At 36.6% G+C, this 17,165-nt stretch carries 14 protein-coding genes; 8 read left to right on the plus strand and 6 right to left on the minus strand.

Translation table 11 applies throughout. The features are described 5' to 3' along the window. Nucleotides 1-44 precede the first annotated feature (44 nt). The 4 genes from ACFOW1_RS12790 to ACFOW1_RS12805 all read left to right on the plus strand — a co-directional run bounded on the left by ACFOW1_RS12790 (nt 45) and on the right by ACFOW1_RS12805 (nt 5,272). Entirely contained in the window at nt 45-995 is a 951-nt protein-coding gene (locus ACFOW1_RS12790) for a DUF3078 domain-containing protein (protein WP_379014756.1), read from the plus strand. A 239-nt stretch (nt 996-1,234) separates the two neighbouring features. Further along, nucleotides 1,235-2,776 (plus strand): flavin monoamine oxidase family protein, encoded by a 1,542-nt coding sequence (locus ACFOW1_RS12795; protein ID WP_379014757.1) that lies wholly within the window; start codon nt 1,235-1,237, stop codon nt 2,774-2,776. A gap of 94 nt (nt 2,777-2,870) precedes the next feature. After that, nucleotides 2,871-4,052, plus strand: a complete 1,182-nt coding sequence (locus ACFOW1_RS12800) for a pyridoxal phosphate-dependent aminotransferase (protein ID WP_379014759.1) — start codon at nt 2,871-2,873, stop codon at nt 4,050-4,052. 215 nt (nt 4,053-4,267) lie between these two features. Then, complete coding sequence (locus ACFOW1_RS12805) at nt 4,268-5,272, plus strand: Hint domain-containing protein (RefSeq protein ID WP_379014760.1); 1,005 nt, start codon at nt 4,268-4,270, stop codon at nt 5,270-5,272. A 58-nt stretch (nt 5,273-5,330) separates the two neighbouring features. Here ACFOW1_RS12805 and ACFOW1_RS12810 read toward each other — a convergent pair whose 3' ends face one another. The 6 genes from ACFOW1_RS12810 to folK all read right to left on the minus strand — a co-directional run bounded on the left by ACFOW1_RS12810 (nt 5,331) and on the right by folK (nt 12,584). Next, the gene (locus ACFOW1_RS12810; RefSeq protein ID WP_379014761.1) at nt 5,331-6,962 is read right to left on the minus strand and encodes an OstA-like protein; all 1,632 of its coding nucleotides are present in this window, start codon (nt 6,960-6,962) and stop codon (nt 5,331-5,333) included. Further along, nucleotides 6,959-7,966 carry an MlaD family protein gene (locus tag ACFOW1_RS12815; protein WP_379014763.1) on the minus strand — a complete coding sequence of 336 codons (1,008 nt, stop codon included), beginning with the start codon at nt 7,964-7,966 and terminating at the stop codon, nt 6,959-6,961. Before ACFOW1_RS12815 ends, ACFOW1_RS12810 begins: the two co-directional genes overlap by 4 nt. 155 nt (nt 7,967-8,121) lie before the next feature. Beyond that, the gene (locus ACFOW1_RS12820; protein WP_379014764.1) at nt 8,122-9,756 is read right to left on the minus strand and encodes a peptidase dimerization domain-containing protein; all 1,635 of its coding nucleotides are present in this window, start codon (nt 9,754-9,756) and stop codon (nt 8,122-8,124) included. Between the two features lie 86 nt (nt 9,757-9,842). Beyond that, complete coding sequence (locus tag ACFOW1_RS12825; protein ID WP_379014766.1) at nt 9,843-11,093, minus strand: MFS transporter; 1,251 nt, start codon at nt 11,091-11,093, stop codon at nt 9,843-9,845. Nucleotides 11,094-11,433: 340 nt separating this feature from the next. After that, entirely contained in the window at nt 11,434-12,066 is a 633-nt protein-coding gene (locus ACFOW1_RS12830) for a deoxynucleoside kinase (RefSeq protein WP_379014767.1), read from the minus strand. A gap of 23 nt (nt 12,067-12,089) precedes the next feature. After that, nucleotides 12,090-12,584 (minus strand): 2-amino-4-hydroxy-6-hydroxymethyldihydropteridine diphosphokinase, encoded by a 495-nt coding sequence (gene folK, locus ACFOW1_RS12835; protein WP_379014768.1) that lies wholly within the window; start codon nt 12,582-12,584, stop codon nt 12,090-12,092. 113 nt (nt 12,585-12,697) lie between these two features. Between folK and ACFOW1_RS12840 the strand changes: the two genes are divergently transcribed. The 4 genes from ACFOW1_RS12840 to ACFOW1_RS12855 all read left to right on the plus strand — a co-directional run bounded on the left by ACFOW1_RS12840 (nt 12,698) and on the right by ACFOW1_RS12855 (nt 17,153). Then, a complete protein-coding gene (locus ACFOW1_RS12840; protein ID WP_379014769.1) occupies nt 12,698-13,819 on the plus strand; it encodes an ABC transporter permease in 1,122 nt (373 codons plus the stop codon). Between the two features lie 2 nt (nt 13,820-13,821). Beyond that, entirely contained in the window at nt 13,822-14,313 is a 492-nt protein-coding gene (locus ACFOW1_RS12845) for a hypothetical protein (RefSeq protein ID WP_379014771.1), read from the plus strand. A 374-nt stretch (nt 14,314-14,687) separates the two neighbouring features. Continuing rightward, the gene (locus ACFOW1_RS12850; protein ID WP_379014773.1) at nt 14,688-16,160 is read left to right on the plus strand and encodes an RHS repeat-associated core domain-containing protein; all 1,473 of its coding nucleotides are present in this window, start codon (nt 14,688-14,690) and stop codon (nt 16,158-16,160) included. 735 nt (nt 16,161-16,895) lie between these two features. Beyond that, nucleotides 16,896-17,153 (plus strand): transposase, encoded by a 258-nt coding sequence (locus ACFOW1_RS12855; protein ID WP_379014985.1) that lies wholly within the window; start codon nt 16,896-16,898, stop codon nt 17,151-17,153. Nucleotides 17,154-17,165 lie beyond the last annotated feature (12 nt).

Raw genomic sequence — 17,165 nt, forward strand, 5'->3', positions numbered from 1 at the left:
GCGACATTTGTTCAACGCTTATTTTCGCCGCAAAGCAAGCTTACATGAAGCATTTAGTATTGTCTATTTTAATTGTTTTAGGTGCCTCTTCAGTGATCGCACAAGATATAGTGGTAAACAAATTGCGCAGTGAAACCTCTAGAACGATAAAAAAAGAAGCAGATACGAGCACTTGGAAATGGAAACAAGGCGGCTTATTAAGTTTCAATTTGTCGCAAGCTTCTTTAAGTAATTGGGCTGCTGGTGGCGATAATTTTACACTGGCCGTTGGCGGTTATTTTAATTATTTTTTCTACTACAAGAAAGAAAGGATTAGTTGGGATAACAATTTAGATGTTAATCTTGGTTATGTTCAAAGTACGAGCATTGGCGGCAGAAAAAACGATGATAGAATAGATTTTTTGAGCAAGTATGGCTATAAAATGGATACCACTGGCAAATGGTATTTATCTAGTTTGTTCAACTTTCGTTCACAATTTTTTGATGGTTATTCTTTTAGCGGTTCTACTGCTACTTTAACTTCTACAGTTTTATCGCCAGCTTATTTGGTGCTTTCGGTGGGTTTTGATTATAAACCCTCTGATAAATTATCCGTGTTTTTATCACCATTAACATCTCGTACTGTTATTGTGGCTAGTAATAAACTAGCCGCAAAAGGGGTGTATGGCTTAGATAGCGGCAAGCATGTATTAAACGAATTGGGTGCTTTTGTGACGGTTAACTATAATAATAACATTGCAAAAAATGTAACCTATAAAGGCAGGGTTGATTTATTCTCTAATTATAGAAACAACCCATGGAATATTAATCTATTTATGACCAATCAGTTTTCCATTAAAATTAATAGAAATTTTAGTGCTACCTATAGTTTAGATTTAATTTATGATGATAATGTGCGCATTTTCGGCCCTAATGGCAATGCACCTGGTTTACAAACCAAAAGTTTAATTGGTGTAAATTATTTAAGACCTTTGGCCGTAAAAAGAAAACGATAAAAATTATTTACATGTATTTGTTTTTAGTAAAAGCTGCTTCAAAAGGGTAGCTTTTTTATAAAAAAGCATATAACGGCGGATCGAATACCATATTTTATCACCATTCTTCAAAAATTTATAGATTTTGTTTAGTGTAATAATAAATTGTTTGTAATAATTTATTATCTTGAGGCGGACTAAAACAAAGTTGTATCAAACGGACAGAACTTACTAGAAGACAATTTCTATCATCCACAGGTATGCTAGCAGGTGGCGCTTACCCAGCCATGCTGGCGCTTGGCATGTTAAAAGCAGCACCAGCTAATGCCTTTAACTTGCAAGGTAGTGGCAAAGGCAAAAAAATTATCATTTTAGGCGCTGGACTTGCGGGCATGAGTGCCGCTTACGAACTAGAAAAATTAGGTTACGAATGCGTATTACTCGAAGCCAGACATAGAGTAGGTGGCAGATGTTTTAGTATAAGGCAAGGTACTAACAATCAAGAATTACATCAACCAGTGCAAACTGCAAACTTTGATAAAGGCTTATATTTTAATGCTGGCCCTAGTCGCATTGCCCACCACCATCACATCACTTTAGAATATTGTAAAGAATTGGGGGTGCCTTTAGAAACTTATAACAATGTGAATGAGGCGGCTTATTATTTTGCCGAGGGCAAAGGCCCATTATCAAATAAAAAAATACGCATCAAAGAGATACAAAATGATGTGCGCGGTTACACCAGCGAATTACTAGCAAAAGCAATGGATAAAAGCCAGCTTGATGCTGCATTAACTAAAGAAGATACCCAAAAAATTATTGAATTTTTACGCGCAGAAGGTGGTTTAGACATTGATAAACTATACAAGGCATCTTCTCGCCGTGGCTATATACAAGAACCTGCTGCTGCCAACCAAGAAGGCGTTATTGCCGAGGCTTACAAACTGCAAGATATCATTGCATCTGGCTTGATGGATCCTGATTTTTACAACGTTAACTACTACACTTACGAGCTGCAAATGACCATGTTTCAAGCCGTGGGTGGTATGGACAAAATAGCTACCGCTTTTCAGGCAAAACTTAAATCCCCAATACAGTTTGGTGCAGAAGTAACCGATATTAAAAACACCACTAATGGCGTTACTATTAATTACAATACCAAGCAAGGGGCGCAACAAATACAAGGCGATTTGTGTATTTGTACAATTCCTTTACCAGTATTAAGCAATATTAATCACAACTTTTCTAGCGATGTAAGTAGGGCTATAGATTTTATTCAGTACATCAATACTTGCAAAATAGGCTTACAATTCAAAAGGCGTTTTTGGGAAGAAGATGAAGGTATTTATGGAGGCATTACACATACCAATAACGAGTTAACCCAAATATTTTACCCAAACAATGATTATTTAGGCAAAAAAGGCGTGCTGATAGGTTATTATAATTTTAACGATAAAGCCAAACGCACAGGTGCATTGGGTTTTAACGAACGAGAGCAATTGGCTTTACAAAAGGGCAGCTTGATACATCCGCAATACAGCAAAGAATTTGAGCAGTCTTTTTCTATTGCATGGCATAACACAAAATATAACCAAGGCGGCTGGGCTGTATATACAGATGCAGAACGAAAATCGGTGTACCAAGCTTTGCTAAAACCTGATGGCAATGTGTATTTTGCTGGTGAACATGTAACCTATTGGAATGCCTGGATGGCAGGCGCTTTTTTATCAGCACGTAGTACTGTGGCCAATATTCATGCAAGAGTAAACGAACAAAAATTGGCCTATCAATCACCAACATAAATCAACTAACGTTACTGCTAGGCACGAAGCAGCCTGCATTTAACAATATAAATCTTTTAGCAACCAAAACAAATCACACTCAAAACAAACGACTATGCAAACAAACATTAACCGCAGACAATGGCTTAGAAACAGCGCTTTATTGACAGGTGGCTTATCTGTTTTGCCAGGCATTTTCAACGCGCTTAGCGCTAATTATTATGTGCCACAAGGCACTAGTCCTTACAGCGATACTTTGTCAGAACAAGACATAGTAACGCAGTTTTCAGCAGAAAAACAACAATTGAAAGCTAGATTATTTGCCAATGAAAACCCTTGGGGGCCATCACCTGCGGCAAAAAAGGCCATTGCAGATGCACTAGCTACAAGCTACCAATACGCATTTGTAGAAGAAAAAGAGTTAAGCAAAAAAGTTGCGGCTGTAGAAGGTGTACAAGAAGAGCAAATATTAATGGCAGCAGGCTCATCGCCATTGTTGCAAGCGGCGGCTATTCATTTTAGTAAAAATGGTGGTACAATATTAACTTGTGGCCCTACGTATGATGATTTGTTAAGAAAATCGAAAGCGTTTGGTGCCAATGTGGTTGAAGTACCTTTAACGTCAGACTATAAATATGACCTTGATGCAATTGAAGCTAAAATTGATAGCAAAACATCGCTCATTTATATTGTAAACCCAAACAACCCTACTGGTACGGTGCTAGATGCAGCCAAGTTAAAAGCTTTCTGCACAAGAGTTTCAGCCAAAGTACCCATATTTATAGATGAAGCATATATTGATTATTTAGAAGACCCAAAAGGTGCTACCCTAATAGGCAATGTTATCAAGGGTGAGAATATTATCGTTGCAAGAACCTTCTCGAAACTATATGGATTTGCGGGTTTGCGTGTTGGTTATATTGTTGCACAAAAAAGTATGATTGATATTTTAGGAAAATATTCTTCAGAAGGCGCCATATCTGCACCTACCATTGCTGCTGCCATGGCTTCATTTAAAGAACAGCCTTATTGTGGTGAGATTATTAAAAATACCCAAGCTTCTAAAGCCTATTTGTACGGTGTGTTAAAAGCTGAGGGGTACGACTATATTCCATCGTCTACCAATTTTGTAATGTTTCCTATTAAAATGGACGGTAAAAAGTTTGCCGACGAAATGATGAAACGTGGTGTAGGCTTGCGCTATTGGAAAATGAATGGCAAAGATTATTGTCGCCTAAGCATTGGTAGAATGGATGAAATGGAAGCATTTGCCAAAGCGTTTAAAGAGATATCTTAATTTCTCTTTTGTAATACTTTCCAAGTCTTTAAGACTTGAAAAGTATTACAAACAATTAAAGTGTATTACAACATTGCAAAAAAAACTAGTTGTACTTGTCAAAAGCAAGCTAAAACATGGCAAGAGTGATATTCATATTACAAAAGGAAGGTTGTACATAGAAAAAGTCTACTAGAACATCATTAAAGCATTATAAAAAAAAGTATAAAAGGTATATGAGAATCAGCGTTTTATTAGGATTGGGATTATTATTAGCAGTGGTTACAACATGTGCACAAGATACAAAGCCTACAAGTAGACCATTAACCATGGCTGAGTATGAAAAAGCAAAAACATTTGCTGTTGCCGATTTAGATAAAGACACGTATGTAAAATTTGACAATACTTATGTGCTAGACCGTTACGAAGCTAAGAAGCCCTACTTTATTACTGGCGATGACGGGCAGAAAAAGCGTATTGATTTGTATAAATTATTGGCTAAGCAAGACATGCAAGAATTGGGCTTAATGATATTTTACACCACCGAGAAAGGCAAAGTGTACAAGGCAGTAATGCCAAATTTTACCGCCGATGGTAAAGTATGGGAAAAGTATTTTGAAGACATTCATGCGATAGATAAAGTAGAGCCAAATTTTGTGTTGAAACTGTCTTATGTGCTTTCCAAAGAAATGGGCTTCCAACTCTACAAAGCCATGAACCAAGGGAAAGATTTGAGTAAAGATGCAGGGACGTATGGCAGTGATATTTGTTTTCCTGGTGGCGACGAAGTGGCAATGGCTGATGGCAGTAAAAAGCTGTTAAAAGATATTCAACAAGGTGATGAGGTTTTAACGTTTGATGCTGCCACTAAACAATCTGTAGCCGTAAAAGTAAAAGCATTAACAGAACATGATGCAAAGAATTATGCCATTACAACCTTGCTTTTGGTAAAATTTAATGAAGCAGTAAATAGCGATGGTATTGATGTAAGGCTTACTAGCAAAGTGTTAGAAGCTACGCCCAATCATCCTATACAAACCAATATTGCCATCAAAGCGGCTGGTAGTATTGCAATAGGTGAGCAGTTATTTTGCTTAAATGAAGTGACGAAAACCAATGAATTGTACACCGTTTGGCAAGTAAAAGAACAAGCAGGTGGCACACAAAAAGTATATAATATTGTAGCAGAAGGCGGTACTACTTTTATTATGAACAATGTGGTTGTAAGGCAGAAATTATAAAGTAATTTAATTTACCGCATAGGTACAAGGTTGAGGCTTTGTACCTATGTGGTAATGTTTAGTTTGAAAATATATCAAACTTACTCTTTGGTCTTAAGTTCTCAAGCCATTTAAACTTTCGCAATCTAAGTTCTTCATGATTTATTTGGCGCATAGGGTAGGCGGTGCCTTCTAAATTGTTGCGTAAGACTATTTTTTGTGGCGAAGCACCATATTTCTTTTGTTCAAAATACATATCTATTACATCGCAAGAAGCTTTGTTTACACCAAGATATTTATTGCTTTCATCTACACCATAGTACACCGTTTCTGCATTGCCTTTGGCACGTAAATGGTCAATTTTACCATCTAAGAAAAAACCATTAATGGTAGTTCCTTTTATTTGATTAAAGTATTTGTCGGTTAACTTTTGAATGCTCATGGCATTTTCAAAAACATAAAGTCTTTCTGGCTTTTTGTTTTGTACAAATAAATACATCGTATCACCAGTAATCTGATTTTTTTGCGCCCAAGCAATTGGATTTTTGAATAGTCTAAACACCGAATCTTCGCCTGAATAAAACATGCTATCACAAACTGCTTGCAGCGAGTCGTTGAAAATCCGCACATTAAAGTAGGCTTCAAAATAGCGGTCTGCAGAGGAATCTTTTGGATTTTTTGTCATAGGTATTTTACCTTTAACAGAATCTCTAACTACAGGTACGGTTCTACTCTTTACAAGTTCAGAAAGTTTTGAAGTAAATAATGTATCAGCAGTGATATAGGTGGTGTCTTGCGGCTGTTTAATTAGTAACAATGGCTTTTGCGTAGCCAATAAAGCGTTCGTTTTTCTATTGGCTTTTATATTGCCAGCAATTAAATCATAGCCAGTACTATCTTTTGTTCTATATACAGCATTACCATCATATTCACTTAAGCCTGTTTTATCATCAACCGCGATTTTATCGGCAATAAATGTATAAGCGCTATCGTCAATTATTGGTCTTTGATTAAAGAAAGCTTTTTTGCTTTTGGTATCGTAGTAACCATCTTTTGTTTTAATGGTTTGCTTGCCACTTACTATGGTGGAAGGCGCTACAATAGTAGTGATGCCCGTTTTTGTGTTATATAAAAGTGTATCGGTTTTTACAGTAAATCCAGAATCTTTTAAGAATACATTTTGTTTAAAATACACGTCTTTAGTTTCGCCATAATAGTAGCCCTCAGTACTTGTAAGCACCGTTTTGCCGTTTACAACCTTACCACCTTTGTAGTAAATACCTATTTTGGTTTGCTCATCGTACACCAATTCTTCGGTGGTTAATACGCCCTTGCCATCGGTAAGTTTTACCTTTTTATTCAGGTAAGCTTTTTTCTCCTTACCTACATATTTCAAGTATTGAGAATAAGTATGAATGCTGTCATTATCGTTAATGTGTACATTCCCAAATGCTTCCAAAATATTGGTTAGCTGATTAAGCGCAATACTATCTGCTTCAAAAATCGTTTTTTCTTGCTGCACTTTGGCTTTGCCAGCAAGGGACAATACTTGCGTTAGAGAATCAATTTGCTGGAAATTTTCTCTGTCAGCACTTATAATGGTTATCATTTTACCATGCCTTGAGGTATCTTTTATGGGCGCTTGAGCGTATACAATAGTTGATGCCAGTAAACCAAGCATCGCAATTAATAGTCGTTTCAGAAAAATCATTTTTGAAGTATTAGCGTATCATTGAGAGGTGCCGTTAGTGGCGTACTCTTATCTTTTCCTCCAAACACAGAAATATTAACGTAACGCTTAGGATGTGTTTTAAAATCATCTAGCAGTATATTGGTGCTTCTTACAGTATTTAATAATTGATAATATAATTTTGGATCGTTCATCAATAAGCCCAAAGTACCATCCTTGCTGCCTACTTTTTCTACCAATACATTCATATTGTCAATCGCTTTTTTTAGCGAAGCAACAGTACCATCAATATCCGTTTTCGACAGATTCTCTGTTGTTTTTTCAATATTAGCCATCATTTTGGTGATCTTCTCGTTATTGTCTGCCAAATTTTTGGTAAAACTGTTCAAGTTTTTCATCGTTTGAGTAATAGCGCCAGACTGTTGGTTCAACATGGTTTGAATAGACACCGCAGAAACAGCCAAGCTTTCCGTCACCTTATTCATATTGGCAATGGTTGCTTGCAAATTAGCTTTTGAATTAGCATCTAGTGTACCATTTACATTGTTTATCACACTATCTAAACTATGTAAAGTGGTTTTTAATTGATCGGCAACAGGGCCTACCTTGCCAGATAAAGCACCCAATAAACCTGGATTATCAGCTGTAACCAAAGTGTCGCCTGAAGCTAAATAATTGGTACTATTGCCCAATTCTATTTCCATACTAGCAGAACCAAGTGGGTTATTGCTAATGGTTGCAACAGAATTTGAAGGAATATTATATTTGTCTTTCAACTTAATGGTTACCAAAATCTCATTCAAGTTCGCATCCAAATTTTCAATATCAGCTACATTTCCTACTTGAAAACCTTTGATTGTTACTTCATTAGAAACTTTAATGCCCTTCGTATTAGAATATTTTGCGTATAGATAATTGCCAGTTTTAAAAAGACTTTTTCCTTTTAAAAAATTAAACCCAAAAATAAACAAGGCAATACCAGTTGCAGCTAGCACACCCACTTTCATTTCGTTAGTTATCTTCATAATTACAAATTTAGGGGGATAGTTGCAACTTGAATAAAAGAAGATGAACAATAAGTATAGTAAAAATTTCTCTCGCTTGGATTAGGTATTAAATATTACTTTATGGCGTAATTAGGACATCATCTCATTGTCTCTAATTGATGAACTAAACATTTTTATTGAGTATTTTTTTTAGTAATGGTTGGGTATACAATGCCTAATTGCTCTAAATAAGTTTTATACTTACTAGGGTCATAATAGAATTTTTTCATTTCAGGGCGAAATTTATCCATTGTTGCTTTATTTAAATAAATAGCAGGCGGGTCATTCTTTGTAATAAATGGTATGTAGTGAACATCTTTTGTTTGTACATTTTTAAAATAATCCTTGGCATCAACCAAAATAGTTGGGTTAGTAAACAAGTCTATCAACGTTAATGCTGTTGCTTTTGCGCCAGCCAAACTACCTTTATGAGCAATTGGTGTAGCCATTGCTATTGCATCCCCCCAATGGTGACCTTTTAAACCTGGGATATTAGCAGGATATCTTAATACAATCGTTGGAACATTCCAAGAAATATCAGCAATATCATCACTGCCGCCTCCCCATGAATAAGGTACAGACCCTTTTACAGTATCTATTACACTTCTTAAGCCGTCTATAGGTCTGCCAGATTGATCCATTTTTGGTGCTTCCATCAATTTTTGAGTTGCTCGTGCTAGTTGCTGGTCAGCCTCGCTCCATTCTGGCATTCCTACTTGTTTAATATTTGCATGCATAACTTTTGCCAATGCTTTATTAAAATGCCCTGGCCAGGCTGTTCCTAAAATTTGATAGTTCATTTTTGTATCGCTCATCATTGCTGCCCCTTTGGCGATTTTTATCCCTGCATCGTACATGCTTTGAATGTCTTCATACGTACGTTCTCTAAAGTAATACCAAACTGATGCTTTTGAAGGCACTACATTTGGTTGATCGCCTCCGTCTGTAATCACGTAATGACTACGCTGTGTAGGTTTTAAGTGTTCTCGTTTAAAATTCCAACCAACATCCATAAGCTCTACTGCATCTAAAGCACTTTTGCCTCGCCAAGGTGCGCCAGCCGCATGAGCTGCATCACCTTCAAAAGAAAATTCAACGGAAACTAAACCATTGCCCCCATTATCACCATAGTCGCAGCTAAAATCACCACTAACATGTGTAAAAATACACGCATCTACATTTTTAAAATAGCCATCACGAATGTACCAAGCTTTTGTACCCACAAGTTCTTCTGCAACACCAGGCCAAATAACCAATGTTCCTGAAATATTATTTTTTAGCATAATTTCTTTTGCTGCAATAGCAGCGAAAATAATTACAGCCTGACCAGAATTATGACCTTCTCCATGCCCAGGTGCACCCTCTACTATAGGATCTCTGTAAGCAACACCAGGTTTTTGAGAAGCTTTAGGTATACAATCAATGTCGCTGCCTAAAGCAATCACAGGGCTTCCGCTACCCCACCTGGCCATCCATGCAGTAGGGATACCAGCAATGCCCTTTTCAATAACAAACCCATTTTTTTCTAAAACACTTATCAAGTATTTGGACGTTTCAGTTTCTTGAAATCCCAACTCGCCAAAACTAAATACCATGTCTACCATTTCCTGAACTTGTTTTTCTTTGGCAGACACCAAAGGAATTATTTGCTTTTTGAGATTAGCAATAGTTGTGCTATCAAACTTTTGCGTTTGAGCCAATATGTGATTAGTAATAAAAATGGTACTAAATAATAGATAGCAAAATGCCTTAGAAACGTATTTTCTCATAGTAGTTTGTTTGGTAAGTGAAAATAAGTTTTTTCGCTTAAAAAACTAACTAAAAGTTTATAAGGTATACCTAATTCATTTTAGTGTTAATATTCCATTTCTTTAAGCGCAGGCGCTTTAAACCAAGTGGTGATAACCACCAAAATGGTCATACAGCCACCAAATACCACCGAAGGAATAACGCCCATCAATTTTGCCATCACACCACTTTCAAACTGACCAAGTTCGTTACTGCTATTAATAAACATCGAGTTGACGCTCATTACTCGGCCACGCATATTTTCTGGTGTTTTTAATTGTAAAATAGTACCTCTTGTAACCACGCTTATGCCATCAAGCATACCGCTAATCATGAGCGCAGCAAACGATAACCAAAACATTTTTGACAAAGCAAATGTGATAATACACAAGCCAAAACCCGCCACTGCGTACATTAATTTGCGTCCTTGTTGTTTTCTTATTGGGTTAAGTGTCAATGTAATGATGATGATAGCAGAACCAATATCAGAGGCCGCATTTAGCCACCCAAAACCTACAGGCCCAACTTTTAATATATCTTTTGCAAAAACAGGAATCATGGCTACTGCACCCCCAAACAATACGGCAAATAAATCAAGCGACAAAGCACCAAGCACTTCTTTGGTTTTAAATACATATTGTAAACCTTCTTTAACACTGTCTAGTGTTTTTTTCTCGCCCACTTTATTCATTGGTGGTTTCGGTTTTAGCTGAAACAAAAATGAAAAACCGATAAATGCCAGTACCGCCACCACAGATATAGCACCAGTGTTACCAATACCAGCGATTAAAAAGCCGACAGTTGCATGGCCAATCACAGAGGCTGACAACCAAATTGTTTGACTCCAAGTGGTGGCATTTTGCAAGGTTTCTCGAGGTACCATGGAACCAACCATGGCGCCAAATGTAGGCCCAGTAAAAGAGCGAAAAATACCAGTAAAAAAGATGACGATATAAATACAAAAAACAATGGCATGATTAGTAAGATGGGCACTTGTAAACTTCGTTGTTAATAATAATAAGACTAATACCGCTAGAAAATAGAGCGCAACGCCTTTTAATATTAACTTGCGTTTATCACTAATATCGATTATATGACCAGCATATAATGATAACGATACCGCAGGAATCACTTCACTTAAACCGATTAATCCGATAGCAAATGGTGCATTAGACAACTCATATACCCACCAACCCACTAAGGTACCCAACATACGCAAGCCCATAATAAAGGTAAATCGTCCAATTAGGAAATTGCGAAATTCTGGTATTTGTATAGCCGCAAAGGCGTTATAAGGCTGTTGTTGCTTCTCTTGCATGCTTAGCTTATTGGTAAAAGGCGAAGAAACAGAAAAAAATGTTTACACAGTTTCTAAATGCGTTAAAAGGTAAAGTTTAAAGGAAAATGTGGATGTTATTCTGCGATATAGATTTTATAATTGAAACAAGGCATTTTTTAAGAGAAAAATTGGAATACCACTAATTTGATAACACTATTTATCATGTTTTATGATATATCGGAAAATAATCAAACAAGCTTTAAGTAATAAATGGTTGAAACGACTTTGCAATAAGTTACAGCTAATATTCAGCAGATGAATAAGAGTGCAATAATTGGAAAAAACAAATGATTTGTTTTGTAAAATGATAGTCTAACAATTACGGTAAAGTAAAATAGTGCTGCCCACTATCATAGTCTTTCTCAAGCGCATCGAGTACCACTCGTAAATGTTTTGGATTGCCCAAGAAATCAGCATTACTCGCATCAATAAATATGGTTTTGATATTGTGCTGCTTAATATAGCTGGTATAGGTTTCTTGCAGGTGAAACAAGTACGCATCTGGAATACTTTGCTCATAGCTGCGATTACGTTTTTTAATATTCTCCTGTAGTTTTTTTATGGGTGCATGTAAATAAATGAGAATATCAGGAAGAGTCATTTGCTGATGAATGATATCGTAGAATTTCTGGTACAGTCTAAATTCTTCTTCGGGCAAATTTACCTTGGCAAACAGCAAACATTTGGTAAATAGATAATCTGATATCGTGATGTTCTGGAACAAATCTTTGGTGTGCAGCATATCTTTTAACTGCTTGTAACGCTCGGCCATGAAAAACAATTCTACAGGAAAAGCGTACTGCTGAGGATTCTCATAAAATTTGGCTAAGAAAGGATTGTCTGCAAATTCTTCTAATACAATTCTCGCATTAAAATGCTTCGCTAATAAATGTGTTAGCGTGGTTTTTCCCGCCCCAATATTGCCCTCAACCGTAATAAAATGATACTTCATGCTAGCGTCAAAATTAGCGGCGATTAACTAGCAGTTGGCGTAATTTTTTGCACATCTAAGGTATCTATACAAGCTTGTAATAGCGTAGTAATTGTCTTTTTTTCAACAGGGTGCACCAATGATGGCGCTACTTCTGCCAAGGGCATAAGTGCAAACCTGCGTTGTGGCAGGGCAGGGTGGGGCAACGCTAAAATGGGGGATTGATGAATGAGATCATCTATTAGTAAAATATCGATATCAATGGTTCTTGGGCCAAATTTTATGGTGCGTATTCTACCAAGTTGCGTTTCTATAGCTAGCAATTGTTGCATTAAACTTTCAGGCTCGATAGTAGTTTTTACTACCAATACTTGGTTGTAAAATGCAGGCTGCTCCGTAAGCCCCCAAGCAGCAGTTTCATAAATAGATGAAGCTGCTGAAATGTCCCCAATTTGTTGTAAAATAGATGTTTTGGCTTGTTGCAAATAAGATAATCTATCACCCAAATTAGTACCTAATAATATATATGCATGATGCATGAAACGCTTAATTTTTAATAAGCAACGAAGATAATAGTTGGCAGAAGTAAATTCTTAGAATCTTGTTTTGCGATAGCCCCATTAAAGAATAGATTTGCCATAATTATTAGTTTATGAGCAAAGCCTATAGCCAAAGCAAAGCACTTGGTGCTATTACCAAAGCCAGTTTTTTAGCCAATCTTAAAAATCCACAATCATTGGTGTTTAGTTTGGTATTTCCATTGGTATTTGTCTTTATTTTCGGCGCCTTTGGTGGTGGTGGACTCACTAAATTTAAACTAGCATTAGCGCCAAACTGTAATACAGCTAACATCTTGTTTGAAACATTGAGTAAACAACCCTTTATTAGTTTTCAGCGCTATACTGATACCGCTTTAATGCGTAGCGATTTAGAGAAAGGAAAATTGGTTGGGGTAATTGATATTCAACAAATACACATACCTGATACTTCCTTTAAAAATACTAAACCTGTATTTACCTTACACATCAAATCAACCTCTGCAAGTGCTGCTGAATTAAGTCAGTTAAAGCCTTTGCTAGAAAATATTGATAATAGTTTAGAAAAGAAACTGAGTGGCAATACGTCGCAATTTGTAACCATTACCACCGAGATTTACAATGTTCGCGAATACAAACAAATAGACTTTGTTCTGCCGGGGCAAATTGGTTTCTCATTGTTGTTTTCCACCTTATTTGGCATAGCTTTTACCTTTTACAACTTGCGCGAACAATTGGTGTTAAAGCGCTTTTACGCTACGCCTGTTAACCGTCTCAATATCTTACTAGGCATTGGTTTTAGCCGTATTTTCTTTCAGTTAATTAATGTATTGGTTTTAATAACGGTAGGTCATTTCTTCTTAGGCTTTACCTTGGCACACGGTGCGCTAACATTTATCGAGATGGTGTCTTTAAGCATATTGCTATTAATGCTGCTGATGGGAGTAGGTTTGATCATTTCTAGTGTGGTAAAAAACGATACCATGATACCGTTGGTGATTAATATTTTTAGCTTACCGCAAATGTTATTATCAGGTACTTTCTTCTCTATATCAGTATTTCCACAATGGTTGCAAACCTGTTGTAAAATATTGCCATTAACGCACTTTAATTTGGCAATGCGCAAAATCTCTTTTGAAGGGGCAAGTATTATCGATAGTTGGCAAAATATTGGCGTTTTAGCATTGTGGACGGTTGGTATTTATATAATTGTTTTACGCGTATTTAAATGGGAATAATCATGCGTTTTATTAGATTTATTGGGGTTAGTGTGGTGATTTTGTTTGCATTGGTAACTGCTTTGGGCTTATTATTCCCATCGCTAGTATTGGTATCTAGAGCGGTAGATATTACTGCGCCTAAAGACAGTATCTTATTATTGATAAAAGATATCAATGGTTGGAAAAAATGGGTGGAAGGCATGAACGACCCATCTGTTGTGATTAGTACGCCTACAAAAGCCTTACTTGGTAAAACGGATGTAACCATTACAAAAGTGAGCGACAGTAGTGTAACGTCTGTTTGGGTAGGTAGAAACGGTAACCAACAAAGTTGTAATATAAATCTTTTTGGCGATAGTACTCGGATACAAACAGTGGTACAATGGGAATTTCAGCAGCAACTAAAATGGTATCCTTGGGAGCGTTTCGCATCCATGATGAACGATAAAATTCTTGGCACCATGATGGAAAAGAATTTGAACAATTTAAAGGTGTTGGCAGAAAAGAAATAGCCATTTGCCGCTGCTGCAAAAAACTAACAATTATAGCAAATACCTTGATTAAGTGTTGTTGAAATCATGAGATTTACAGATAGTCATTTCATACACTCCTCATACACTATCCATACTTCGGCTATACCTCGGGTATAGCTCGGCTTTACAGCAGTCACATACTAAAATACTAAAATAATTGGTTTTGGGCTATGGGCACTTTTCAGGGATAAGCTGCTATTTTCGATTATAGATTGTCTTTGCGCGTGGTAGCTGCATCTAGATTATGAGATTTTAACAACCCTCCTGATCGTAGATTTAACTACCCTAATAATAACGGCAATCCACCGTAAAACAGCGACCTAAATGTATCTACCACAGCCACTAGTAATATTGTGTACCGTCTAAATGGGGCTACAGGTGACAAATCAGGGCTTGGTGTCGCCCTAAAAGTAATGACTGGCGATGTGATAGATATCTATGCCAAAAGCTTTTGGCATAGCAATGGTAGTAGCCCTAACAATAGCTATAGCCTTACTTCTGCGCTCACCAGTTTTATAGGCACATTTGCAGGTACTTCTGCCGTGGCTGGCTCCGCAGTACATGGCGCTACGGCCACCGCCTTGGCTAATAGTAGTGGCCAAACCTATACAGGACTAAATAGTTGGCTAGGTAGTGTACCCAACCCAACTTCTTCTACTGTTCCAAAAGCTTATATCAACAGGATACTGTTCGATGAACAGTTCCGCCCAATCAGCAGCAGCAGCGGCTATGACTTAGTGAACACATCACCTGATGCCGTAAAAAGTCACCATAGCGTTGTAACTGTGCCAAAAGGTGGCTACTTATACGTATATTGCAGCAACGAAAGTAATATCGATGTGTTCTTTGATAACCTGCAACTAATAGATACCCGTGGGCCTCTATTGGAAACAGACAATTATTATCCGTTCGGGTTGACGATGGCGGGGATAAGTAGTAAGGCAGCAGGGAAACTGGAAAATAGGTATAAATTTAATGATGGGACAGCGTTAAATACTGATTTAGGTATTGATTCTTATGAAACCTATTTTAGAGGATATGACGCTCAAATAGGTAGGTTTAAACAAATAGACATTTTTGCTGATGCTTACGATTTTATAACACCATATCAATTTGGTTTTAATAATCCTATTTTCTTTAATGATCCTTCAGGTGCAGTAACTAATGACGAGTTTAATGATATTTTAAATAACTTAACAAATACTCAATATGGAGGTTCATGGTCAGCAAATGGCGGTATTAATACCTATCAATCAGATGCACAAGCTTTCGAAGCTGGCTCTTCTTATTTAAACCAATTTAATGGCTGGGGAAGTAATGGCCGTGCCAATTCTTTTGATGATGCAAAAGATAGATACTACCAAAACGGCGGTACTGACCCTGGTGTAAGAGATTTATTAAACCCAATTATTGTCACAGGCAAAATACGAAATGGTAAATGGATTAGTACGAATGTGAACTATACAAAAATTGCGGGATTCCTCGATGGTGATTATTCAGCTCAAGATTTACTTAATATCGGAGTTGCATTTGTCGGGGCGCAATTATCAGCAATGGAAGGAATGCTTAGAAATGAAAGAGCCCTAGCTTATGAGGCTAATATTCCAAATGGATTAAGCAGACCTTTAACTAAAGCAATAGCAAATTTAGATGGTGCGATAGGAAAGTTTGGTAAATACAGTAAAACTTTAGGCGTTGTTGGTGCAGGTTTGACAGTATTATCTTTAACTCATAAATTTTTTACTGGAGGTATAACTAAGAAAGATGCTTTTGATGGCCTAGTTTCTGGTATTTTGCTTGTGGCAACTATTACTATCCTGCTTTAATAATTGGGGTTGGGATTTATGGTCTTCTTGACTCTTTCGGTACCTTTAAAGAAATATAAGAACGTTTTGGTATTGATGATACGATTATAGCTAAATATTAATATATTTCGTATTGTGAAACAATTTTTGAATTACATATACTATTACTTATATCATTTTGCAAAAAAATTAGGAGGGCGTGATCCTGAATACTCGGCCACTCTGTATATTTCATGGATATTATTTGGGATATTAGTACCGCCGTCTTCAATTTTCATATTTTATATTATTGGTAGAGGCGGGGAAATATTTTACCTTCTTTTTGGTTTGCCATTTTTAGTAGGCATACACTACTTCAACCTAAAATTTATAAGAAAAGGAATCGATCTACCAACGTTGCTTTTGGTTTACGCCAATGAATCTAAGTTAGCAAACGTTTTAGGATTTATAATAGTTATGTTATTATTGGTTGGCGCACCTATTTTAGGATTTTTTATTCTATTCCACATTTGAAATTTTGTAATTATGAGAAATTTGCATAATTAATTTTTAAATACTTTTTGACTTTATTGATATGTCGGGTGGGTTGTGTGCAAAGCATACCAACAAATGTATAGATCTAACTCATCGTAGCATTTGCTACAACAAAAAAGCATTTGCAGCAAATTATTCAAATAGCTACTTTAACATTATGCCAGATAGCTATGTCATTAAAGACCAACAAAGTGTGTATTTTCTAACATTTCAAATAGTTAGCTGGCTAGTCCCGATAGCTATCGGGATTACAAGAAAGCGTTACCGAGATATTGTGGAGATGCTTTTACTTATTGCATAGCCAATAAAGGGTTACGTGTACATGCTTGGTGCATTATGAGTAATCATATACACTGTATATTAAGTATTGCCAATGGTACATTATCTGATACGATAAGAGATTTAAAGCGCCATACTGCCAAGCAAATTTTGTTATCTGTACAATCGGAACCAGAAAGCAGGCGTGATTGGCTATTGTAAGGTTTTAAGCAA

The organism is Parasediminibacterium paludis, from assembly GCF_042651445.1.
Classification (GTDB): domain Bacteria; phylum Bacteroidota; class Bacteroidia; order Chitinophagales; family Chitinophagaceae; genus Parasediminibacterium; species Parasediminibacterium paludis.